This window comes from Stenotrophomonas beteli, from assembly GCF_001431665.1.
Classification (GTDB): domain Bacteria; phylum Pseudomonadota; class Gammaproteobacteria; order Xanthomonadales; family Xanthomonadaceae; genus Stenotrophomonas; species Stenotrophomonas beteli.
In genome coordinates this window covers 52,984-69,392 of sequence record NZ_LLXV01000099.1, presented here as the reverse complement: position 1 = coordinate 69,392, position 16,409 = coordinate 52,984, and the positions used below count along the sequence as shown (strand labels likewise).

Sequence of the window (16,409 nt, the reverse complement as noted above, 5' to 3'; positions counted from 1 at the left end):
TCGCCGGAAACTGTCGAAGGCGGGGTGGGTCCGGTTGCGGGGGCGTGAGCCGCATGGATGCGGCGACCGAGCCTACATGGACGTATTTACGGCGTCCCCCGCAACCGGACCCACCCCGCCTACCCACAGGAAGCCCGCTTCTGCTGTTGCTGTTGCTCCAGCTCTCAGCAGGTGCAGGGCGCAGCCCTGCCGAACACCCCCGCGACGGGGTGTCGCAAATGCCTGCGACGGTTCGTCGCACAGGGCAACCCTGGCCCCCCCTCTAAACTAGCGGGGTGACCCGCCTGTCTCGCCCGCAACGCCTTCTGCTCCAGCTCGCCATCCTGGCGACGCTGCTGATGGTGCTTGCGCCGCTGGTCAGCCGCGCGCTGCAGGCGCCGCCGATGGAGCACGCCGCGATGGCAGGCATGGGCCACGCTGCCATGGGTCATGACATGCACGCCATGGCCATGCCTGGGCACGATCAGCACGGCGCCGCGCCGGCTGCGCCCAGCCGTCCGGCCGAACCCCACGCCATGCACGGCGACGCCTGCGAATACTGCGTGCTGGCCATGCGCCTGCTGCCCTGGCTGGCGGTGCTGGTGCTGTTGTTGCCGCTGCTGTGGCGGCCACGGCTGACGTTCGCGTGGACGCAGCAGGTGCTGCCGGCGCTGCGCTGGCCGGCACACGCCGCGCGTGGGCCACCGCGCCGCTCCATCGTCCGCTGATGTCCCCATGAATCTGCCGCACGACGTCCGGACGGACGCCGTGCGCGCGTGCGTACCTTGGAGCTGTTCCGATGAAAATGACTTCCCGCCCTGCGGGCGCCAGCGCGTGCCTGCCGGTGGCCCTTGGCCTGGCCGTGTCCGCGTCGCTGGCCCACGCTGCACCTGCCGAGCAGGCGCGCACCCTCGATACCGTGGTGGTCACCGCCGCCGCGCCGTCTTCGCCGCTGCACTGGGAGACCGATCCGCGCCTGCCACGGCAGCCGGTACCGGCCAGCGACGGCGCCGATTACCTGAAAACCGTCCCCGGCTTCTCCGCCATCCGCAACGGTGGCACCAATGGCGACCCGGTGCTGCGCGGCATGTTCGGTTCGCGCCTGAACATCCTCAGCAACGACGGCAACCTGATCGGTGCCTGCCCCTCGCGCATGGACAATCCACTGTCCTACATCGCGCCGGAGAGCTTCGACCGGCTGATCATCATCAAGGGGCCACAGAGCGTGCGCTGGGGCGCCGGTGCTTCAGCCGGCACCGTGCGTTTCGAACGCGATACGCCGCGCTTCGAAGAGCCGGGCCTGCGCGCCGATGCCAGTGCGCTGGCCGGTTCGCGCAACCGCAACGACCAGGTGCTGGACCTGACCCTGGGCAACCCGACCGGGTATGTGCGCGCCAGCGGCAACCGTTCCGAGGCCGGTGACTACAAGGATGGCCACGGTGACGTGGTGCCGTCGAAGTGGCGCAAGTGGAATGGCGACGTGGCCGTCGGCTGGACGCCGGATGCGGACACGCTGCTGGAGGTCTCCGCCGGTGCCGGCGATGCGATCGCACGTTACGCCGGGCGTGGCATGGACGGCGCCGCGTTCGAGCGCACCAGCTACGCGGCACGCTTCGAGAAGCGCAATCTGCGCGGCGCCTGGGACACGGTGCAGGCCAATGTGTACTACAACGAAGCCGACCATGTGATGGACAACTACACGCTGCGCACGCCGAATCCGCACAGCATGATGCCAATGCCGATGGCATCGAACGTGGACCGCCGTACCCAGGGGGGCCGGGTCAGTTCCGAGTGGCGCTGGCAGGGCGTGCAGCTGGTGGCCGGTGTGGACGGCGAGGACAGCCGTCATCGTGGCCGCATGGGCATGGGCCACGACGCCTACAGGCAGGCCGCATGGCAAACCGATGCCGAATTCCGCCGCTATGGCGTGTTCACCGAACTGACGTTGGGCGCCGGCAGTGGCCAGCGCTGGATCAGCGGCCTGCGCATCGATCGCGCCGGCGTGCGTGATGAGCGGCAGTCGATCCGCGGCATGATGGGGAACATGCCCAATCCGACCGCAGGCCAGCGCCGCAAGGAATGGCTGGGCAGCGGCTTCCTGCGCTATGAGCAGGATCTGGCCGATGGCCTGACTGCGTATGCCGGTCTGGGACACAGCCAACGCATGCCCGACTATTGGGAACTGTTCTCACCCGATCACGGTCCGGGCGGTGCGGCGAACGCGTTTGCCGGCATCCAGCCCGAGCGCACCACCCAGCTCGACGTGGGCCTGCAGTACAAGGGGCCGCGCGTGCAGGCCTGGGTCTCGGCCTACGCCGGGCAGGTCCAGGACTACATCCTGTTCACCTATCACGGCAGCGGCATGATGGGCATGAGCCAGGCCGGCAACATCGATGCGCGCATCGCCGGTGCCGAGGCGGGGCTGGATGTACGCGTGGGCGAGCAGTGGAAGCTGGGCGGTACGCTGGCGTACGCCTGGGGCGAGAACCGCGACCAGCAGCGTCCGCTGCCGCAGATGCCGCCGCTGGAAGCCCGCCTGAGCGCCAACTGGGAAGGCCAGCGCTGGAGCGCGGGAGCCTTGCTGCGCGCGGTGGCCCAGCAGCATCGTGTCGCAGATGGACAGGGCAACGTGGTGGCCCAGGACCTCGGGCCGAGCGCGGGGTTCGCCACCTTCGCACTCAATGCGGCCTACCGCTTCAACCCGCAGTTGCAGCTCAGCGCCGGCGTCGACAACCTGTTCGACCGTGCCTACAGCGAGCACCTGAACCTGGCCGGCAGCGCCGATTTCGGCTTCCCGGCCGATCCGGTTCGCATCAACGAACCCGGGCGCAGCGTGTGGATGAAGGTGAATTACCGGTACTGATCGGCCGGGCAAAAAAAAACGGGGCCGGATCCCCGCCAGGATCCGCCCCCACCCGACGCCCTCTGTCGGGCAGCTTCGACTCTACGATGACAGTGCCGTCGATGGGGCGCCGGATACACCCCGACACACGCCGACACCGCGCTCTTCGGCCTTGCACGGAACGGGTTCAAGGCGCCATCGCGGCATCGGTTCCACGCCGGTAAACGCTTGGCACATACCGCTTTCGCAGGCCCTTGCCTACACTCGGCGGCCGTGGATCAATGAGGACCGTTCATGTTGGCTCGTATCGCTTCGACCCTGGCCTTCGGCCTCAGCCTGGCCGTGCTGGCCGGGTGCGCAGGCAAACCGGAGGCCGCCGCACGCCGGCAGGGGGAAGCGGTGCCGGTCACCGCGCAGGTCGTGCAGTCCAGGCCGTGGAATGACACCCTGCAGGCGCTTGGCACGGCCAAGGCGCGCGAGTCGATCAGCGTAACGGCCAAGGTCAGCGAGATCGTCGAGAAGGTGCATTTCGAAAGCGGCCAGCACATTGCCGCTGGCGCGCCGATCGTGACCCTGCGCGGGCAGGCCCAGGAAGCGGCACTGGTGCAGGCGCAGGCGACCTTCCACGAGGCCGACCAGCTGTACAAGCGGCAGCGCGAACTGGCCACGCAGCGGCTGGTGTCCAGCGCCACGCTGGATACGCAAAAGTCCATCCGCGATGCCGCCGAGGCGCGCGTCGCGCAGATGCAGGCCGACATCGGTGACCGCCGTGTGCGCGCGCCGTTCGCCGGCGTGCTCGGCATCCGCCAGGTCAGCCCGGGCACGTTGCTGACGCCGACCACGGTGATCGCCACGCTCGATGACATCGAGCACATGCACATCGATTTCCAGGTGCCGGAAGTGGAACTGGCCGCGCTGGGCGTCGGTGACAAGGTCAGCGCCACCAGCGTGGCGTGGCCGGGCCGCACCTTCGAGGGCGTGGTCAGCACCATCGATGCGCGCATCGACCCGGCCACGCGTGCGGTGACCGTGCGCGCCGACTTCGCCAACGGCGACCACGCACTGCGCCCGGGCATGCTGCTCGACGTTCGGCTGTTCCGCCCGGAGCGCCCGGCGCTGGTGGTGCCGGAGATCGCCGTGGTGCAGGTCGGTCGCGATACGTTCGTGTACCGCATCAAGAGCGACGACAGCGTCGAGCGCGTGGACGTGGTGACCGGTGCGCGCCGTGCCGGTGTGGTCGAGATCAGGCAGGGCCTGGAAGCGGGCCAGCGCATCGTGGTCGACGGCACCGGCAAGCTGCGCCCGGGCCTGAAGGTCGCCGCCAAGGACGCGGCGCCGGCCAGTGGTGCGAAGCCGGCTGACGCGCCGGCGCCGGTCGCGGCCGAGGGCCACGGCGGATGAAGCTGTCCGACATTTCCATCCAGCGGCCGGTGTTCGCCGTGGTGATGAGCCTGCTGCTGCTGGTGCTGGGCGTGATGTCGTTCACCCGCCTGACCCTGCGTGAGCTGCCCGCCATCGATCCGCCGATCGTTTCGGTATCGGTGGATTACACCGGCGCCTCGGCGGCGGTCATCGAAAGCCGCATCACCCAGGTACTGGAAGATGCGCTGGCCGGCATCGAAGGCATCGATACGATCAATGCGCGCAGTACCAACGGCCGCTCGCAGGTCAGCATCGAATTCACCTCCAACCGCGATATCGAAGCGGCGGCCAACGATGTGCGCGATGCGGTCAGCCGCGTCGCCGACCGCATGCCGGAGGAAGCGCGCCCGCCGGAGATCGCCAAGGTCGAGAGCGATGCCGATCCGATCATCTGGTTCAACATGGTCTCCTCGACCATGGATACGTTGGAGCTGAGCGACTACGCCGACCGCTACGTGGTCGATCGTTTCTCCAGCCTCGACGGCGTCGCCCAGGTCCGCATCGGTGGCCGCCAGCGCTACGCGATGCGGATCTGGCTGGACCGTGACCAGCTGGCCGCACGCGGGCTGACCACCGGTGATGTGGAAACCGCGCTGCGCAACGAGAACGTGGAACTGCCGGCCGGCCGCATCGAGTCGACCGACCGCGATTTCACCCTGCGCGTGGAGCGCAACTACATCAAGCCCGAAGACTTCGCGACCATCCCGCTGGGCAAGGGCCGCGACGGCTACGTGGTGCGCATGGGCGATGTGGCGAAGATCGAGCTGGCCTCGGCCGAGCGTCGCGCGTACTACCGCAGCAACGGCGAGCCGGGCATCGGCCTGGGTATCGTCAAAACCTCCACCGCCAACTCGCTGGACGTGGCGCGCACCGCGCGTGCCGAGGCCGAGCGTGTGGCGCTGACCCTGCCCAAGGGCACGCAGATCTTCGTCGCGTTCGACAACACCACCTTCATCGAAGCCGCCGTGGACCGCGTCTATGCCACGCTGGTGGAAGCGATGATCCTGGTGCTGGCGGTGATCTGGCTGTTCCTGGGCAGTTTCCGCGCCGCGCTGATTCCGGCGGTGACGGTGCCGGTGTGCCTGGTCGCGGCGTTCATCGCGCTGTATGCGTTCGACTTCTCGATCAACCTGCTGACCCTGCTCGCGCTGGTGCTGTGCATCGGCCTGGTGGTGGACGATGCGATCGTGGTGGTGGAGAACGTGCAGCGCCGCATCGACCTGGGTGAGCCACCGCTGGTGGCCTCCAAGCGCGGCACCGCGCAGGTCGCCTTCGCGGTGATCGCCACCACCGCCGTGCTGGTGGCGGTGTTCCTGCCGGTCGGTTTCCTGGAAGGCAACACCGGGCGCCTGTTCCGTGAACTGGCGGTGGCGCTGGCTGCGGCGGTGGCATTGTCTGCCTTCGTGGCGCTGACGCTGACGCCGATGATGGCTTCCAAGCTGCTCAAGCCGCACACCGGGCACGCGCCGCGTGGCCTGCATGGCTTCGTCAACCGCAATCTGGAGCGCCTCGCAGGCGCCTATGGCCGCGTGCTCGACCACCACGTGGACCGCACCTGGATCTACCTGCTGGTGATGGTGGCTGCGCTGGCCGCCAGCTGGGGCCTGCTCAAACTGCTGCCGTCGGAACTGGCACCCGCCGAAGACCGCGGTTCGTTCCAGATCATGATCGACGGCCCGGAAGGCGCGGGCTACGACTACACCGTGCAGCAGGTGCAGCAGGTGGAAGCGCTGCTGGCACCGCATGTCGGCCCGGACAAGCCGATCGTGCGTGCCAACCCCCGCGTGCCGGGCGGTTGGGGCGCCAGCGAGGAAATGCATACCGGCCGCGTCAGCATCTTCCTGCAGCCGTGGCGCCAGCGCAGCGAGGCTACGCCGGACGTGGCCAACGAACTGCAGAAGGAACTGGACACCATCCGTGGCGTGCGTGTGCGTACCCAGGTCGGGGGCGGACTGGTGCGCAGTGGCGGGCAGCCGTTCCAGATCGTGCTGGGTGGCCCGGAATATGCCGAGATCGCGCAGTGGCGCGACCGCATCCTGCTGCGCATGGCCGACAATCCGGGCCTGGTCGGCCCGGACTCGGACTACAAGGAAACCCGGCCGCAGATGCGGGTCAACATCGATCGCCAGCGTGCGGCCGATCTCGGCGTGCCGGTCACCGCGATCGGTTCGGCGCTGGAAACCATGATGGGCTCGCGCCGGGTCACCACCTTCGTCGACAACGGCGAGGAGTACGACGTGCTGGTGCAGGCCGGCCGCGACGGCCGCGCCAGCCCGGCCGACCTGGCCGCGATCCGCGTGCGTGCGACCTCGGGCGAACTGGTGCCGCTGTCCAACCTGGTCACGCTCAGTGAAGTGGCCGAGGCCGGTACCCTGAACCGCTTCAACCGCCTGCGCTCGATTACCATCAGCGCCGGCCTGGCGCCGGGCTATCCCTTGGGCGAGGCCATTGCCTGGGCGCAGAACGTGGCCCGCGAGGAGCTGCCGCAGTACGCGCAGGTGAACTGGAAGGGCGAATCGCGCGAATACCAGAGCGCCGGCGGCGCGGTGCTGCTGACCTTCGCCATGGCCCTGCTGGTGGTGTACCTGGTGCTGGCCGCGCAGTTCGAGAGCTTCATCCACCCGCTCACCATCATGCTGACCGTGCCGCTGGGCGTGCTCGGCGCGCTGGTCGGGTTGTGGGTGAGCGGCGGTACGGTGAACCTGTTCAGCCAGATCGGCATCGTGATGCTGGTCGGCCTGGCGGCGAAGAACGGCATCCTCATCGTCGAATTCGCCAACCAGCTGCGTGACGACGGGCGCACGGTACGCGAGGCGATCATCGAATCGGCGATGGTGCGCCTGCGCCCGATCCTGATGACCTCGATCGCCACCGTGGTCGGCGCGATCCCGCTGGTGGTGGCCGGTGGCCCGGGTTCGGCCAGCCGTGGCACCATCGGCATCGTGATCATCTTCGGTGTGACCCTCTCGACCTTCCTGTCGCTGTTCGTGGTGCCGGCGTTCTACGCGCGGCTGGCCCCGTACACCCGTTCGCCCGAAGCGGTGAAGCGCGAGCTGGAGAAGCAGGAAGCCGAGTCGCCCTCGGTGGGCGGTCATGCCTGACCGGCACGCCGACGGGGTCGGATCCCTTTCCCAAAGGGAAAGGGCTCTGACCCCAAACCTGCAAGGCGACGGTTTCCGCCTGCGCCCCTGGCGCCCGGATGATCTGGAATCGCTGCTGCACCACGCCAACGACGCCGACGTGTCACGCGGCCTGCGCGACCGCTTTCCGTACCCGTACACGCGCGAGGATGGCGAGGCCTTTCTTGCCGGTCGCGTATTGACGCCGGGGACGCTGGCGCTGGCCATCGAGATCGATGGCCAGGCCTGCGGCAGCATCGGTGCCCAGCAGGGCAGCGCCGAACGCGCGCACATGGCTGAACTGGGTTACTGGCTCGGCCAGGCCCACTGGGGCCGGGGCCTGATGACCCGGGTGGTCGGCCTGTTCGCACCGTGGGTAATGGACGAACTTCGCCTGTTCAGGTTGCAGGCCACCGTGGTCGACTTCAATCTCGGCTCGGCCCGGGTGCTGGAGAAGAACGGCTTCCAGGAAGAGGGCGTGGAACGCTGCGCGGTCTACAAGCGGGGCGTGCTGCACGACCTGCGCCGCTTCGCCCGGGTACGCACGCAGCTGCCCTGACCCCAACCCGCCAAAAGGGCGAACCGGGGTCGGAGCCCCCGCGCGGCGCGCAAGGGATCCGACCCCTTGTCTTCTGGCGCTACCGCAGCGGCCTTCGATCAGGGAGAATCGACCGGTCCCTTCCAGCCGACGGGACGTCCTTACAACCCGCCGACTGGAGAGAGCGCGCGTGGAAGCAACCGTACACTTCATCAACAGCATCATCTGGAGCAAGGCACTGATCTTCGTGTGCCTGGGCGCGGGCCTGTTCTTCAGCCTGCGCACGCGCTTCATGCAGATCCGTGGCTTCCTCGAGATGTGCCGCCTCACCGTCAAGGGTGAGAAGTCCGACGCCGGTGTGTCCTCGTTCCAGGCCCTGGCCATGTCGATGGCTGGCCGCATGGGCATTGGCAACATCGCCGGCGTGGCCACCGCCATCGCCTTCGGCGGTCCCGGTGCCATCTTCTGGATGTGGGTGATGGGCTTCCTCGGCGCATCCACCTCGTACGTGGAATGCACCCTGGCGCAGATCTACAAGACCAAGGACGCTGAAGGCCGCTACCGTGGTGGCCCGGCGTACTACATCGAAAAGGCCATGGGCCTGAAGTGGTACGCGCTGGTCTTCGCCATCGCCACGATCATCGCCGCCGGCTTCCTGATGCCGGGCGTGCAGGCCAACGCCATCGCCGACAGCATCATCAACGCCTGCCGTGGCACCGCGCTGTGTGGTCCGCTGGATGGCCAGACGATGGGCATGGAGTCGGTGCAGGCGCTGAAGCTGGGCATCGGCATCGTGGTGGCGCTGCTGCTGGGCGTGGTGATCTTCGGCGGCGTCAAGCGCATCGCCAATTTCGCTGAAGTGGTGGTGCCGTTCATGGCGGCGGCCTTCATCCTGACCGCCATCGTCATCATGATCATCAACTACGATCGCGTGCCGGAGATGTTCGGCATCATCTTCAGCAGCGCCTTCGGCACCCACGCCGCGTTCGGCGCGATGATGGGCCTGGCGGTGGAGTGGGGCATCAAGCGCGGCATCTACGCCAACGAAGCCGGCCAGGGCTCGGGTCCGCATGCGGCCGCTGCCTCGGAAGTCTCGCACCCGGCCAAGCAGGGCTACGTGCAGGCCTTCGCGATCTACTTCGACACCATGATGGTGTGCACCGCCACCGCGTTCCTGATCCTGGCCAGCGGCACCTACAACGTGTACTCGCCGGCAGGTGCCGGCGCCCCGCCGATCTTCCAGGGCCTGGCCGGCATTCCGGAAGGCGCGGGCTACGCGCAGGCCGGTGTGGAAGCCGTGCTGCCGGGCTGGGGCTCGGCGTTCGTGTCCATCGCCATCTTCTTCTTCGCCTTTACCACCATCATGGCGTACTACTACATGGCCGAGACCAACCTCAGCTATGTGAACCACAACAGGAAGCGCCCGCTGACCGTGCTGGTGCTGCGCCTGGGCATCATCGGCATGGTGGTGTTCGGTGCGTTCCACAATGCAACCCTGGCCTGGGCGCTGGGTGACATCGGCGTGGGCCTGATGGCCTGGCTGAACATCATTGCCATCCTCATCATCCAGAAGCCGGCCATGCTGGCCCTGCGTGATTACGAACGACAGAAGAAGCTCGGCCTCGATCCGACCTTCGACCCCGATGCCCTGGGCATCAAGAACGCCGATTTCTGGCGTCAACGCAAGCTGGAGTTGTCCCGTAGTGAATGATCCCTGGAAGAACGCCCGCCGCCCGTCGTCGCGACCGCCGCGGGCTACCCCGCTGCCACCGCGTGACGGCGGCACCCCGCCACCACCGGGGCGTGGCAACGACGAGCTGCGCCTGTATGGCTGGAACGCCGTGCAGGCCCTGTTCGCCAAGCGCCCGCAGGCGCTGCGCAAGCTGTACCTGGTGGACGCGCTGATTCCGCGCATGCAGCCGGTGCTGAAGTGGTGCGTGGCCAACCGCGTGGGCTATCGCGTGGTGGAAGAGGGCGATCTCAACAAGCTGGCCGCTACCACGCACCACGAAGGCCTGGTGGCCGACGTGCTGCGCGCGCCGGTGGTGCCGCTGGCGCAGTGGCTGGCGGATCTGGGCGAAGGTCCGGCGCTGGCGTTGTGGCTGGATGGTGTCGGCAACCCGCACAACTTCGGCGCGATCCTGCGCTCGGCCGCACACTTCGGGGTCAAGGCGCTGCTGCTGCCGGCCGGCAGCACGCTGGCGCTGTCCGGTGCCGCCGCACGCGTGGCCGAGGGCGGTGCCGAGGCGGTGCCGCTGGTGCAGCTGCCGGAGACCGCGGAGGCGATGGCACAGCTGCGTGCGGCCGGCTTCGGGCTGGCCGCGACCCTCGTTGAGGGTGGCGACGACGTGTTCCGTGCGTCCCTGCCGGAACGGCTTGTGTACGTGATGGGCGCTGAAGGCGAAGGCATGGACCGTGGCCTGGCGAGCCAGTGCGATCTGCAGGTCTCGATTCCCGGCAGTGGTGCGGTGGAAAGCCTCAACGTGGCCTCGGCCACGGCGGTATTGCTGGCGCAGTGGGCCAGCCGCCGCGGCTGAACCCGTATCCGGGGTCGCATGATCGGGGTCGGATCCCTCGCCGCAGGCGAGGGCTCTGACCCCGCCGGGTTCCTGATTCAGGACCCGCCGTGGTGGGTGCGAACCTTGGTTCGCACCGCTCCTGCCACTGCGCTTGCCGGGCATGGCCCGGCACTACCGCATCATTCGTTCGGCGGCGTGGTCGCCTTGGCCTCGCTGCCGAAACTGCCATCGGCTTCCGCCGCCAGGTACGCGAACACGGTATACGCGGCCACGTTCTGCGCCAGTGCCTTCGGGTCGATCTTGTCCAGCGTGTCGTCGGCGGTGTGGTGCAGGTGGAAGTAGTCCGATCCATCCTGTGCCAGCCACGCCCACGCACCGCCCTTGGCGGCCAGCGGACCGACGTCCGGGCCCGGGCCCCCCTTGTCGGCCTGGTACTCGATGCCCAGCGGCTTCATCACTTCGGCAATCTGCCTGGTCGCTTCGCGCGAGCCTTCCGGGTTCGGCGAACCGGTGTTGAAGGCATAGATGCGGCCGGCGCCGAAGTCACTCTCGGCTGCCAGCTGGTGCAGGGCCACGTCCTTGGCGTGCGCTTCGGCGTAGGCCTTGCCGCCATACAGGCCCTGTTCCTCGTTGGCGAAGGCGATCACGCGGATGGTGCGCTTCGGTGCCTGCTTCAGCTGGCCGATCAGGTGGCCTGCAGCCATGGTGATACCCACGCCTGCGCCGTCATCGACAGCGCCCGTGCCCAGGTCCCACGAATCCAGGTGACCGCCAATCACCACCACTTCCCTGGGCAGGCTGCGGCCGGTGATCTCGCCGATCACGTTGTACGAGGTGGCGGTGCCATCCCAGCCGCAATCCAGCGCCACCTTCACCGTGGTGCTGCCACGGGCCAGCAGGCGCGCCAGCTGGTCGGCATCGGGCACCGACAGCGCCGCCGACGGCACCGGGGTCAGGCCCTCATCGAAACGGGTAATACCGGTGTGTGGCACGCGGTGCGAGTCGGTACCGGCCGAGCGCATCAGGAAGCCGACCGCACCCTTGCGGATGGCCTCGGACGGGCCCTTGCTGCGGATCGCGCCGCCCCGGCCGTAGTCACGGCCATCGCGGAACGGCAGCATCTGGTAATCGACGAAGGCGATCTTGCCCTTCAGCGAACCGGCCGGTGCGGCCTGCAGCGCGGCCAGGTCAGCGAAGCGCACCACCTCGGCTTCCACCGTGCCGCCCGGGCTGCCACCCAGCGCAGTGATCTGCAGCGGCTGCGGGTGCTTGCCGGTTACGGCGGCATGTTCACTGCGGCGCTCCCACTTCGGGAACGTCACCGGCTCCTTCCACACCTTGTCAAAGCCCAGCGCCTTGAACTTGGCTTCGGCCCAGGCCACGGCACGCGCGTCAGCTTCGCTGCCGGCAATGCGCGGGCCGATCTCGGTGGTCAGCGATTCGACCACTTTCCAGCCGGTGTCGTCGGCCAACGCCTGGTCGCGCAGCTGTGCGGCGGTCGCCAGCGAGGCCGGGGGCAGGGTGGTGGTGCGCGGCGCCGCGAAGGCCGGTGCGGCCAGCAGGGCGAGGGAGGATGCGATGGCAAGGACGCGGCGACGCATGGGCAACTCCGGAAGGGACCAAGCCTTGGAGCTTAACAGTCGTTCAGGCCAGCGCATGGGCGGGAGGTCATGGCTGGCGCGGATGCTGTTTTCCGCCAGATGCAGCAAAGCGAAAGCCCCGCCGGGGCGGGGCTTTCGCCTGCTTCTGCAGAGCCGAGCCAATGCTCGGCTGCCTTTTGCAGATCAGCCGAGCGTGGGCTCGGCTCTACAGCTGGGAGGGGCGCCCATAGGCGCCCGGTACCCTTATTTCTTCAGGCTGTCGCGGATCTCTCGCAGCAGCACCACTTCCTCGGCCGGGGCCGCGGGAGCGGCTTCCTTCTTGCGCGACAGGCGGTTGATCGCCTTGACCACGATGAAGATGGCGAAGGCCACGATCACGAACTGGATGACGGTATTGATGAAGTCGCCGTAGCCAACCACCACGGCCGGAATCTCCTTGCCATCCGGACCCAGGTGGGCCGGCGACAGGGTCCAGGCCAGGCTGGAGAAGTCCACGCGGCCGATCAGGTAGCCCAGCGGCGGCATGATGATCTTCTCCACCAGCGCGGTGACGATCTTGCCGAAGGCCGCGCCGATCACCACGCCGACGGCGAGGTCGATGACGTTGCCGCGCATCGCGAATTCCTTGAACTCGGTGAGCATTCCCATTGTTGTTTTTCTCCGGTGGGGAAGTGGACAGCGCGCAGGGTAGCGCAGGTGATGTCAGCCGGCGATCACACCGTGGCGCTCGGCCACGTTTTCCAGGCGTGCACTGAAGCGGTCGCCGGGCTTCAATGCGGCCACGCCGGACGGGGTGCCCATGAACACCAGGTCGCCGGCACGCAGCTGCCACAGCTTGGACAGTTCGTGCAGGATCTCCGGTACGTTCCAGATCATCTGGTCCAGCAGCGCCTGCTGGCGCACTTCACCGTTGACCTCCAATGACAGATTCAACGCGGCCAGATCGCCCACTTCGGCGGCATGCACGATCTCGCTGATCGGCGCGGAGGCATCGAACCCCTTGGCTGCATCCCACGGGTGGCCCTTTTCCTTGGCGGCGGCCTGCAGGTCGCGTCGGGTCAGGTCCAGGCCGACGGCGTAGCCGTAGACCAGCGCCTCGGCGTCGGCCACGGCCAGCTCGCCTGCGGGAGCATCGCGGCCGATTGCCACCACCAGCTCCACTTCGTGGTGCAGGTTGGCGGTTCCCGGCGGATAGGGGATCGCATCGTCGTGGCCGACCACGATCGCGTCGGCCGGCTTGCAGAAGAACATCGGGCGGCCACGGTCATCGGCGGCCGGCACGGCGGCGCCCATTTCGCGGGCGTGGTCGGCGAAGTTGCGGCCGACGCAGTAGACGCGGTGCACGGGGAAACTGCCACCGCCCACCACCGGTACACGTGGCAGGGCTGCGGCAGGAATCACATCGGAGACATCGGACATGCGGGCATCCAGGAAGGGCGTGCCCGCAGTCTAGAACGCATGGCGCCCGCCGTCAGCGGGCGCCGCACACGTGGATCAGCGCGAGGCCGGCAGTACCGGCTTGCGCACCACGCGGTACTCGCCCTCGACCACGGTCGGGTCGACCGGGCGCGCGGCGCCCGGCTTGCGCGAGGCCAACAGCTTCCAGGCCAAGCCAACCAGGATCATCGCGGCACCGACGAACACGCCGATGAACACCATCGCGGCCAGGATCGCCAGGCCAAGCAGGCCCACGGCAACGCGCACCAGCGGGTGGCGCGGCTTGCGCGGCGCGAACAGGGTGCGGAACTGGTTGAAGGCGGATGCGCGATTGAACATGGCGGCTCGATAGGCTGGGATCAGCGAAACCAGAGTATCGGGACGTGCCACTGTCATTGAGTGAAAAACTCGTTAAATATAGCCAAGGCTTATTACCAATCAATGACTTGTGTTCATGTCACAGCCAGTCACCTGAGCAGGCGTGCGACAATGCGATTTTACTGTCCGAGCCTTCGCCATGACTGCCGCCGTCGCCTTGATCGCCCTTGAAACCCTTGCCGATGGGGCATTTGCCGAGGTCGAAGCGGTGGTTGAGGGTGATGCCGAGTCGCTGCTGCTGTATCGCGACGGCGAGCAGGTGCGCGCCTTCCTGAACATCTGCCCGCACGCCGGCCGCCGCCTGGACTGGGCGCCGGGCCAGTTCCTGAAGAGCCGCGAGGGTCATCTGGTGTGTGCCGCGCATGGTGCCTCGTTCGCGCTGGACAGCGGCGACTGCATTGCCGGCCCCTGCAAGGGCGACCGCCTGCGCGCTGTGCCGGTGGACGTGCGCGATGGGCAGGTCTATCTGGCCTGAAGCCAGAAGCAGTCGAGCATGGCTCGACTCTACAAATGCCGTGTCGACCAAGGTCGACAGCTACCAGAGCGAGATCCGTGCCGACCAACGGTCGGCACCCACCACCAGCCGCGTGAAACTGTCGAAGGCGGGGCACGGCGTCCCCGCAAACCCACAGTGCCCCGCCATCCCACGGAATGCCAGCCTTTGACGTGTTGACGTTGATTCGGCGGGTGCAGGGCGCAGCCCTGCCGATAGACCCGACACTCAGAACATCAGGTTGATCATCAACACCACCACGCAGGTGTAGATCAGCGACAGCGGGCCGCCGACCCGCCACATCTCGCGCGGGGTGTAGTTGGCCGGACCGGTGATCATCGAGATCACCGGGTTGGAGGCCGTCATCAGGTTGTTGGAGGCCGACAGCGCCACGATCAGCGCGAACGCGGTCGGGTTGCCGCCGGCCGCCAATGCAAGGTTCACCGCAATGGGCACCATCACGATGGTCGCACCCACATGGCTGATCACCAGCGAGAACGCGGTGGTCAGCAACGCCAGCGCCACCTCCAGCACCCACAACGGAATGCCGGTGGGCAGTTTGTCGATCGTATGGCCGGCCACCCACGCCGCTGCGCCGCTGGAGTCCATCGCCCAGCCGAGCGGAATCAGCCCGGCCATCATGAACACCGTCTTCCAGTTGATCGAGGCGTAGGCCTCATCCATGCGCAGCACGCCGGTCAGCAGCATGCCGGCCACGCCGGTCATCAGCGTCAGCGCCACCGGCAGCTTGCTGGTCAGCGCGATCAGGATGGTCAGCGCGAAGATCGCCATCGCGATCTTGAATTTGTGCGGGCGCTGCTCGCCGGTCGGGTAGTCGGTCACCACCACGAAGTCGCGGCTCTTGGCGGCCTGCGCCAGGTCGGTCCAGATACTGTGGAAGACCAGCATGTCGCCTGCGCGCAGCTGCACGTCGCGCGCGTCCTCGCGGATGACCTGCTTGTCGCGGTTGATCGCCAGCAGGCTGATGCCGCGCTCCTTGCGCAGGCGCAGGTCGGCCGCGCTCTTGCCGATCACGTTCGAGGTAGGCGGTACCACCGCCTCGGAAATGCCGGCGCGGCTGGGGTTGAACAGGTCACCCAGATGCTTCAGCCGCGACGACATGCGCAGGAACTGGTTCTGCGCGAAGTCGTTGATCTGCTCGCGCGGGCCCATCGCGCCGAGCACGCTGCCGACCCAGATGCGCATCTCCGCCGGCGGCGCCAGGCGGGTGTCGTTGCCGGTCTTCAGGGCCAGCAGCAGTGGGGCATCGTGCAGGTTCTCGGCCTCGCCCAGGGTCATGCCCACCAGCGGGCTTTCGGCGGTCACCACCAGCTCGAACACATCGCCTTCGATGCCATAGGTCTTGGCAAAGTAGCTTTCGGTGCGCGCCGGGGTGACCCCATCGTTGACCAGGCTTTCCTCTTCCACCAGCTTGCGGTCGCCGTAGTAGCGGAAGTACAGCAGCGAAGCGATCAGCAGGGCGACGCCGATCGGCAGCGGCGCGAACATGCGCAGCGGTTCGATGGTGGCCAGGCCCGAGGGCAGGTTGTTGTTGGCCGAGGCCAGCAGATCGTTCAGCAGGATCAGCGGCGAGTTGCCGACCATGGTCAGCGCGCCGCCCATCACGATCGCCGCCGAGATCGGCAGCAGCAGGCGCTGCATCGTCAGCCCGGTGCGCGCCGCCAGTCGCGAGGCGACCGGCAGGTACAGCGCCATCACCGACGGGTTCTGCATGAAGGACGAGTTCAGGCCGGCGATGGCGGTGGTCATCATCAGCAGACGCTGCTCGACACCGTGGCCGCGCCGCAGCAGCCACGCGGCCAGCCGGTTAAGCGCGCCGGTGCGGTCCAGGCCCGCACCGAGGATGGTGGTGGCGATGATGCTCATCACCGCGTTACCGGAGAAACCGCCGAAGATCTCCTCCGGCGCGATCAGGCCGGTGACACCGAGAACCACCAGGACCACCAGCGCGACCACGTCGGCGCGGATGCGCTCGAACAGGAACATCGCCATCGTGAAGCCGACCAGCCCGAGCACGAGCTTCATGTCGTTGGTCAGCGTCAGCGCGGTATCCATGTGGG

At 67.7% G+C, this 16,409-nt stretch carries 13 protein-coding genes; 8 read left to right on the top strand and 5 right to left on the bottom strand.

Annotation, left to right across the window (positions count from 1 at the left end):
- Nucleotides 1–275: 275 nt before the first annotated feature.
- The 7 genes from ARC23_RS20095 (at nucleotide 276) to ARC23_RS20065 (ending at nucleotide 10,437) form a co-directional block, all read left to right on the top strand.
- On the top strand, nucleotides 276–707 hold the full coding sequence (locus ARC23_RS20095; RefSeq protein WP_057498826.1) for a DUF2946 family protein: 432 nt from the start codon (nucleotides 276–278) through the stop codon (nucleotides 705–707).
- Between the two features lie 71 nt (nucleotides 708–778).
- Complete coding sequence (locus tag ARC23_RS20090) at nucleotides 779–2,842, top strand: TonB-dependent copper receptor (RefSeq protein WP_057498825.1); 2,064 nt, start codon at nucleotides 779–781, stop codon at nucleotides 2,840–2,842.
- Between the two features lie 273 nt (nucleotides 2,843–3,115).
- Nucleotides 3,116–4,222, top strand: coding sequence for an efflux RND transporter periplasmic adaptor subunit (locus ARC23_RS20085; protein ID WP_057498824.1), 1,107 nt, complete (start codon nucleotides 3,116–3,118; stop codon nucleotides 4,220–4,222).
- Nucleotides 4,219–7,344, top strand: a complete 3,126-nt coding sequence (locus ARC23_RS20080; RefSeq protein ID WP_057498823.1) for an efflux RND transporter permease subunit — start codon at nucleotides 4,219–4,221, stop codon at nucleotides 7,342–7,344. The genes ARC23_RS20085 and ARC23_RS20080 overlap by 4 nt, the downstream gene beginning before the upstream one ends.
- A complete protein-coding gene (locus ARC23_RS20075; RefSeq protein ID WP_057498822.1) occupies nucleotides 7,337–7,921 on the top strand; it encodes a GNAT family N-acetyltransferase in 585 nt (194 codons plus the stop codon). Before ARC23_RS20080 ends, ARC23_RS20075 begins: the two co-directional genes overlap by 8 nt.
- 169 nt (nucleotides 7,922–8,090) lie before the next feature.
- Entirely contained in the window at nucleotides 8,091–9,611 is a 1,521-nt protein-coding gene (locus ARC23_RS20070; RefSeq protein ID WP_057498821.1) for an alanine/glycine:cation symporter family protein, read from the top strand.
- Nucleotides 9,604–10,437 carry a TrmH family RNA methyltransferase gene (locus tag ARC23_RS20065; RefSeq protein WP_057498820.1) on the top strand — a complete coding sequence of 278 codons (834 nt, stop codon included), beginning with the start codon at nucleotides 9,604–9,606 and terminating at the stop codon, nucleotides 10,435–10,437. Before ARC23_RS20070 ends, ARC23_RS20065 begins: the two co-directional genes overlap by 8 nt.
- Nucleotides 10,438–10,598: 161 nt before the next feature.
- On the opposite strand, the gene ARC23_RS20060 is transcribed toward ARC23_RS20065, so the two are convergent.
- The 4 genes from ARC23_RS20060 to ARC23_RS20045 all read right to left on the bottom strand — a co-directional run bounded on the left by ARC23_RS20060 (nucleotide 10,599) and on the right by ARC23_RS20045 (nucleotide 13,796).
- A complete protein-coding gene (locus tag ARC23_RS20060) occupies nucleotides 10,599–12,020 on the bottom strand; it encodes a M28 family peptidase (protein ID WP_057498819.1) in 1,422 nt (473 codons plus the stop codon).
- 243 nt (nucleotides 12,021–12,263) lie between these two features.
- Complete coding sequence (gene mscL / locus ARC23_RS20055) at nucleotides 12,264–12,668, bottom strand: large-conductance mechanosensitive channel protein MscL (RefSeq protein ID WP_057498818.1); 405 nt, start codon at nucleotides 12,666–12,668, stop codon at nucleotides 12,264–12,266.
- A 54-nt stretch (nucleotides 12,669–12,722) separates the two neighbouring features.
- Nucleotides 12,723–13,439: a fumarylacetoacetate hydrolase family protein gene (locus ARC23_RS20050; protein ID WP_057498817.1), complete on the bottom strand. Its 717-nt coding sequence runs from the start codon at nucleotides 13,437–13,439 to the stop codon at nucleotides 12,723–12,725.
- A gap of 75 nt (nucleotides 13,440–13,514) precedes the next feature.
- Nucleotides 13,515–13,796, bottom strand: a complete 282-nt coding sequence (locus tag ARC23_RS20045) for a hypothetical protein (RefSeq protein WP_019660189.1) — start codon at nucleotides 13,794–13,796, stop codon at nucleotides 13,515–13,517.
- Nucleotides 13,797–13,974: 178 nt separating this feature from the next.
- Here ARC23_RS20045 and ARC23_RS20040 point away from each other — a divergent pair, with 178 nt between their 5' ends.
- Nucleotides 13,975–14,310: a Rieske (2Fe-2S) protein gene (locus ARC23_RS20040; RefSeq protein ID WP_057498816.1), complete on the top strand. Its 336-nt coding sequence runs from the start codon at nucleotides 13,975–13,977 to the stop codon at nucleotides 14,308–14,310.
- A gap of 246 nt (nucleotides 14,311–14,556) precedes the next feature.
- Here the strand turns inward: ARC23_RS20040 and ARC23_RS20035 are convergent, their stop codons facing one another.
- Complete coding sequence (locus tag ARC23_RS20035; RefSeq protein ID WP_057498815.1) at nucleotides 14,557–16,404, bottom strand: SLC13 family permease; 1,848 nt, start codon at nucleotides 16,402–16,404, stop codon at nucleotides 14,557–14,559.
- Nucleotides 16,405–16,409: the final 5 nt, after the last annotated feature.

Bases quoted from the DNA above. Each gene is read 5' to 3' on its own strand.
- ARC23_RS20090 (WP_057498825.1), top strand. From the start codon at position 779: ATGAAAATGACTTCCCGCCCTGCGGGCGCCAGCGCGTGCCTGCCGGTG.
- ARC23_RS20085 (WP_057498824.1), top strand. From the start codon at position 3,116: ATGTTGGCTCGTATCGCTTCGACCCTGGCCTTCGGCCTCAGCCTGGCC.
- ARC23_RS20080 (WP_057498823.1), top strand. From the start codon at position 4,219: ATGAAGCTGTCCGACATTTCCATCCAGCGGCCGGTGTTCGCCGTGGTG.
- ARC23_RS20075 (WP_057498822.1), top strand. From the start codon at position 7,337: ATGCCTGACCGGCACGCCGACGGGGTCGGATCCCTTTCCCAAAGGGAA.
- ARC23_RS20060 (WP_057498819.1), bottom strand. From the start codon at position 12,020: ATGCGTCGCCGCGTCCTTGCCATCGCATCCTCCCTCGCCCTGCTGGCC.
- mscL (WP_057498818.1), bottom strand. From the start codon at position 12,668: ATGGGAATGCTCACCGAGTTCAAGGAATTCGCGATGCGCGGCAACGTC.
- ARC23_RS20050 (WP_057498817.1), bottom strand. From the start codon at position 13,439: ATGTCCGATGTCTCCGATGTGATTCCTGCCGCAGCCCTGCCACGTGTA.
- ARC23_RS20045 (WP_019660189.1), bottom strand. From the start codon at position 13,796: ATGTTCAATCGCGCATCCGCCTTCAACCAGTTCCGCACCCTGTTCGCG.
- ARC23_RS20040 (WP_057498816.1), top strand. From the start codon at position 13,975: ATGACTGCCGCCGTCGCCTTGATCGCCCTTGAAACCCTTGCCGATGGG.
- ARC23_RS20035 (WP_057498815.1), bottom strand. From the start codon at position 16,404: ATGGATACCGCGCTGACGCTGACCAACGACATGAAGCTCGTGCTCGGG.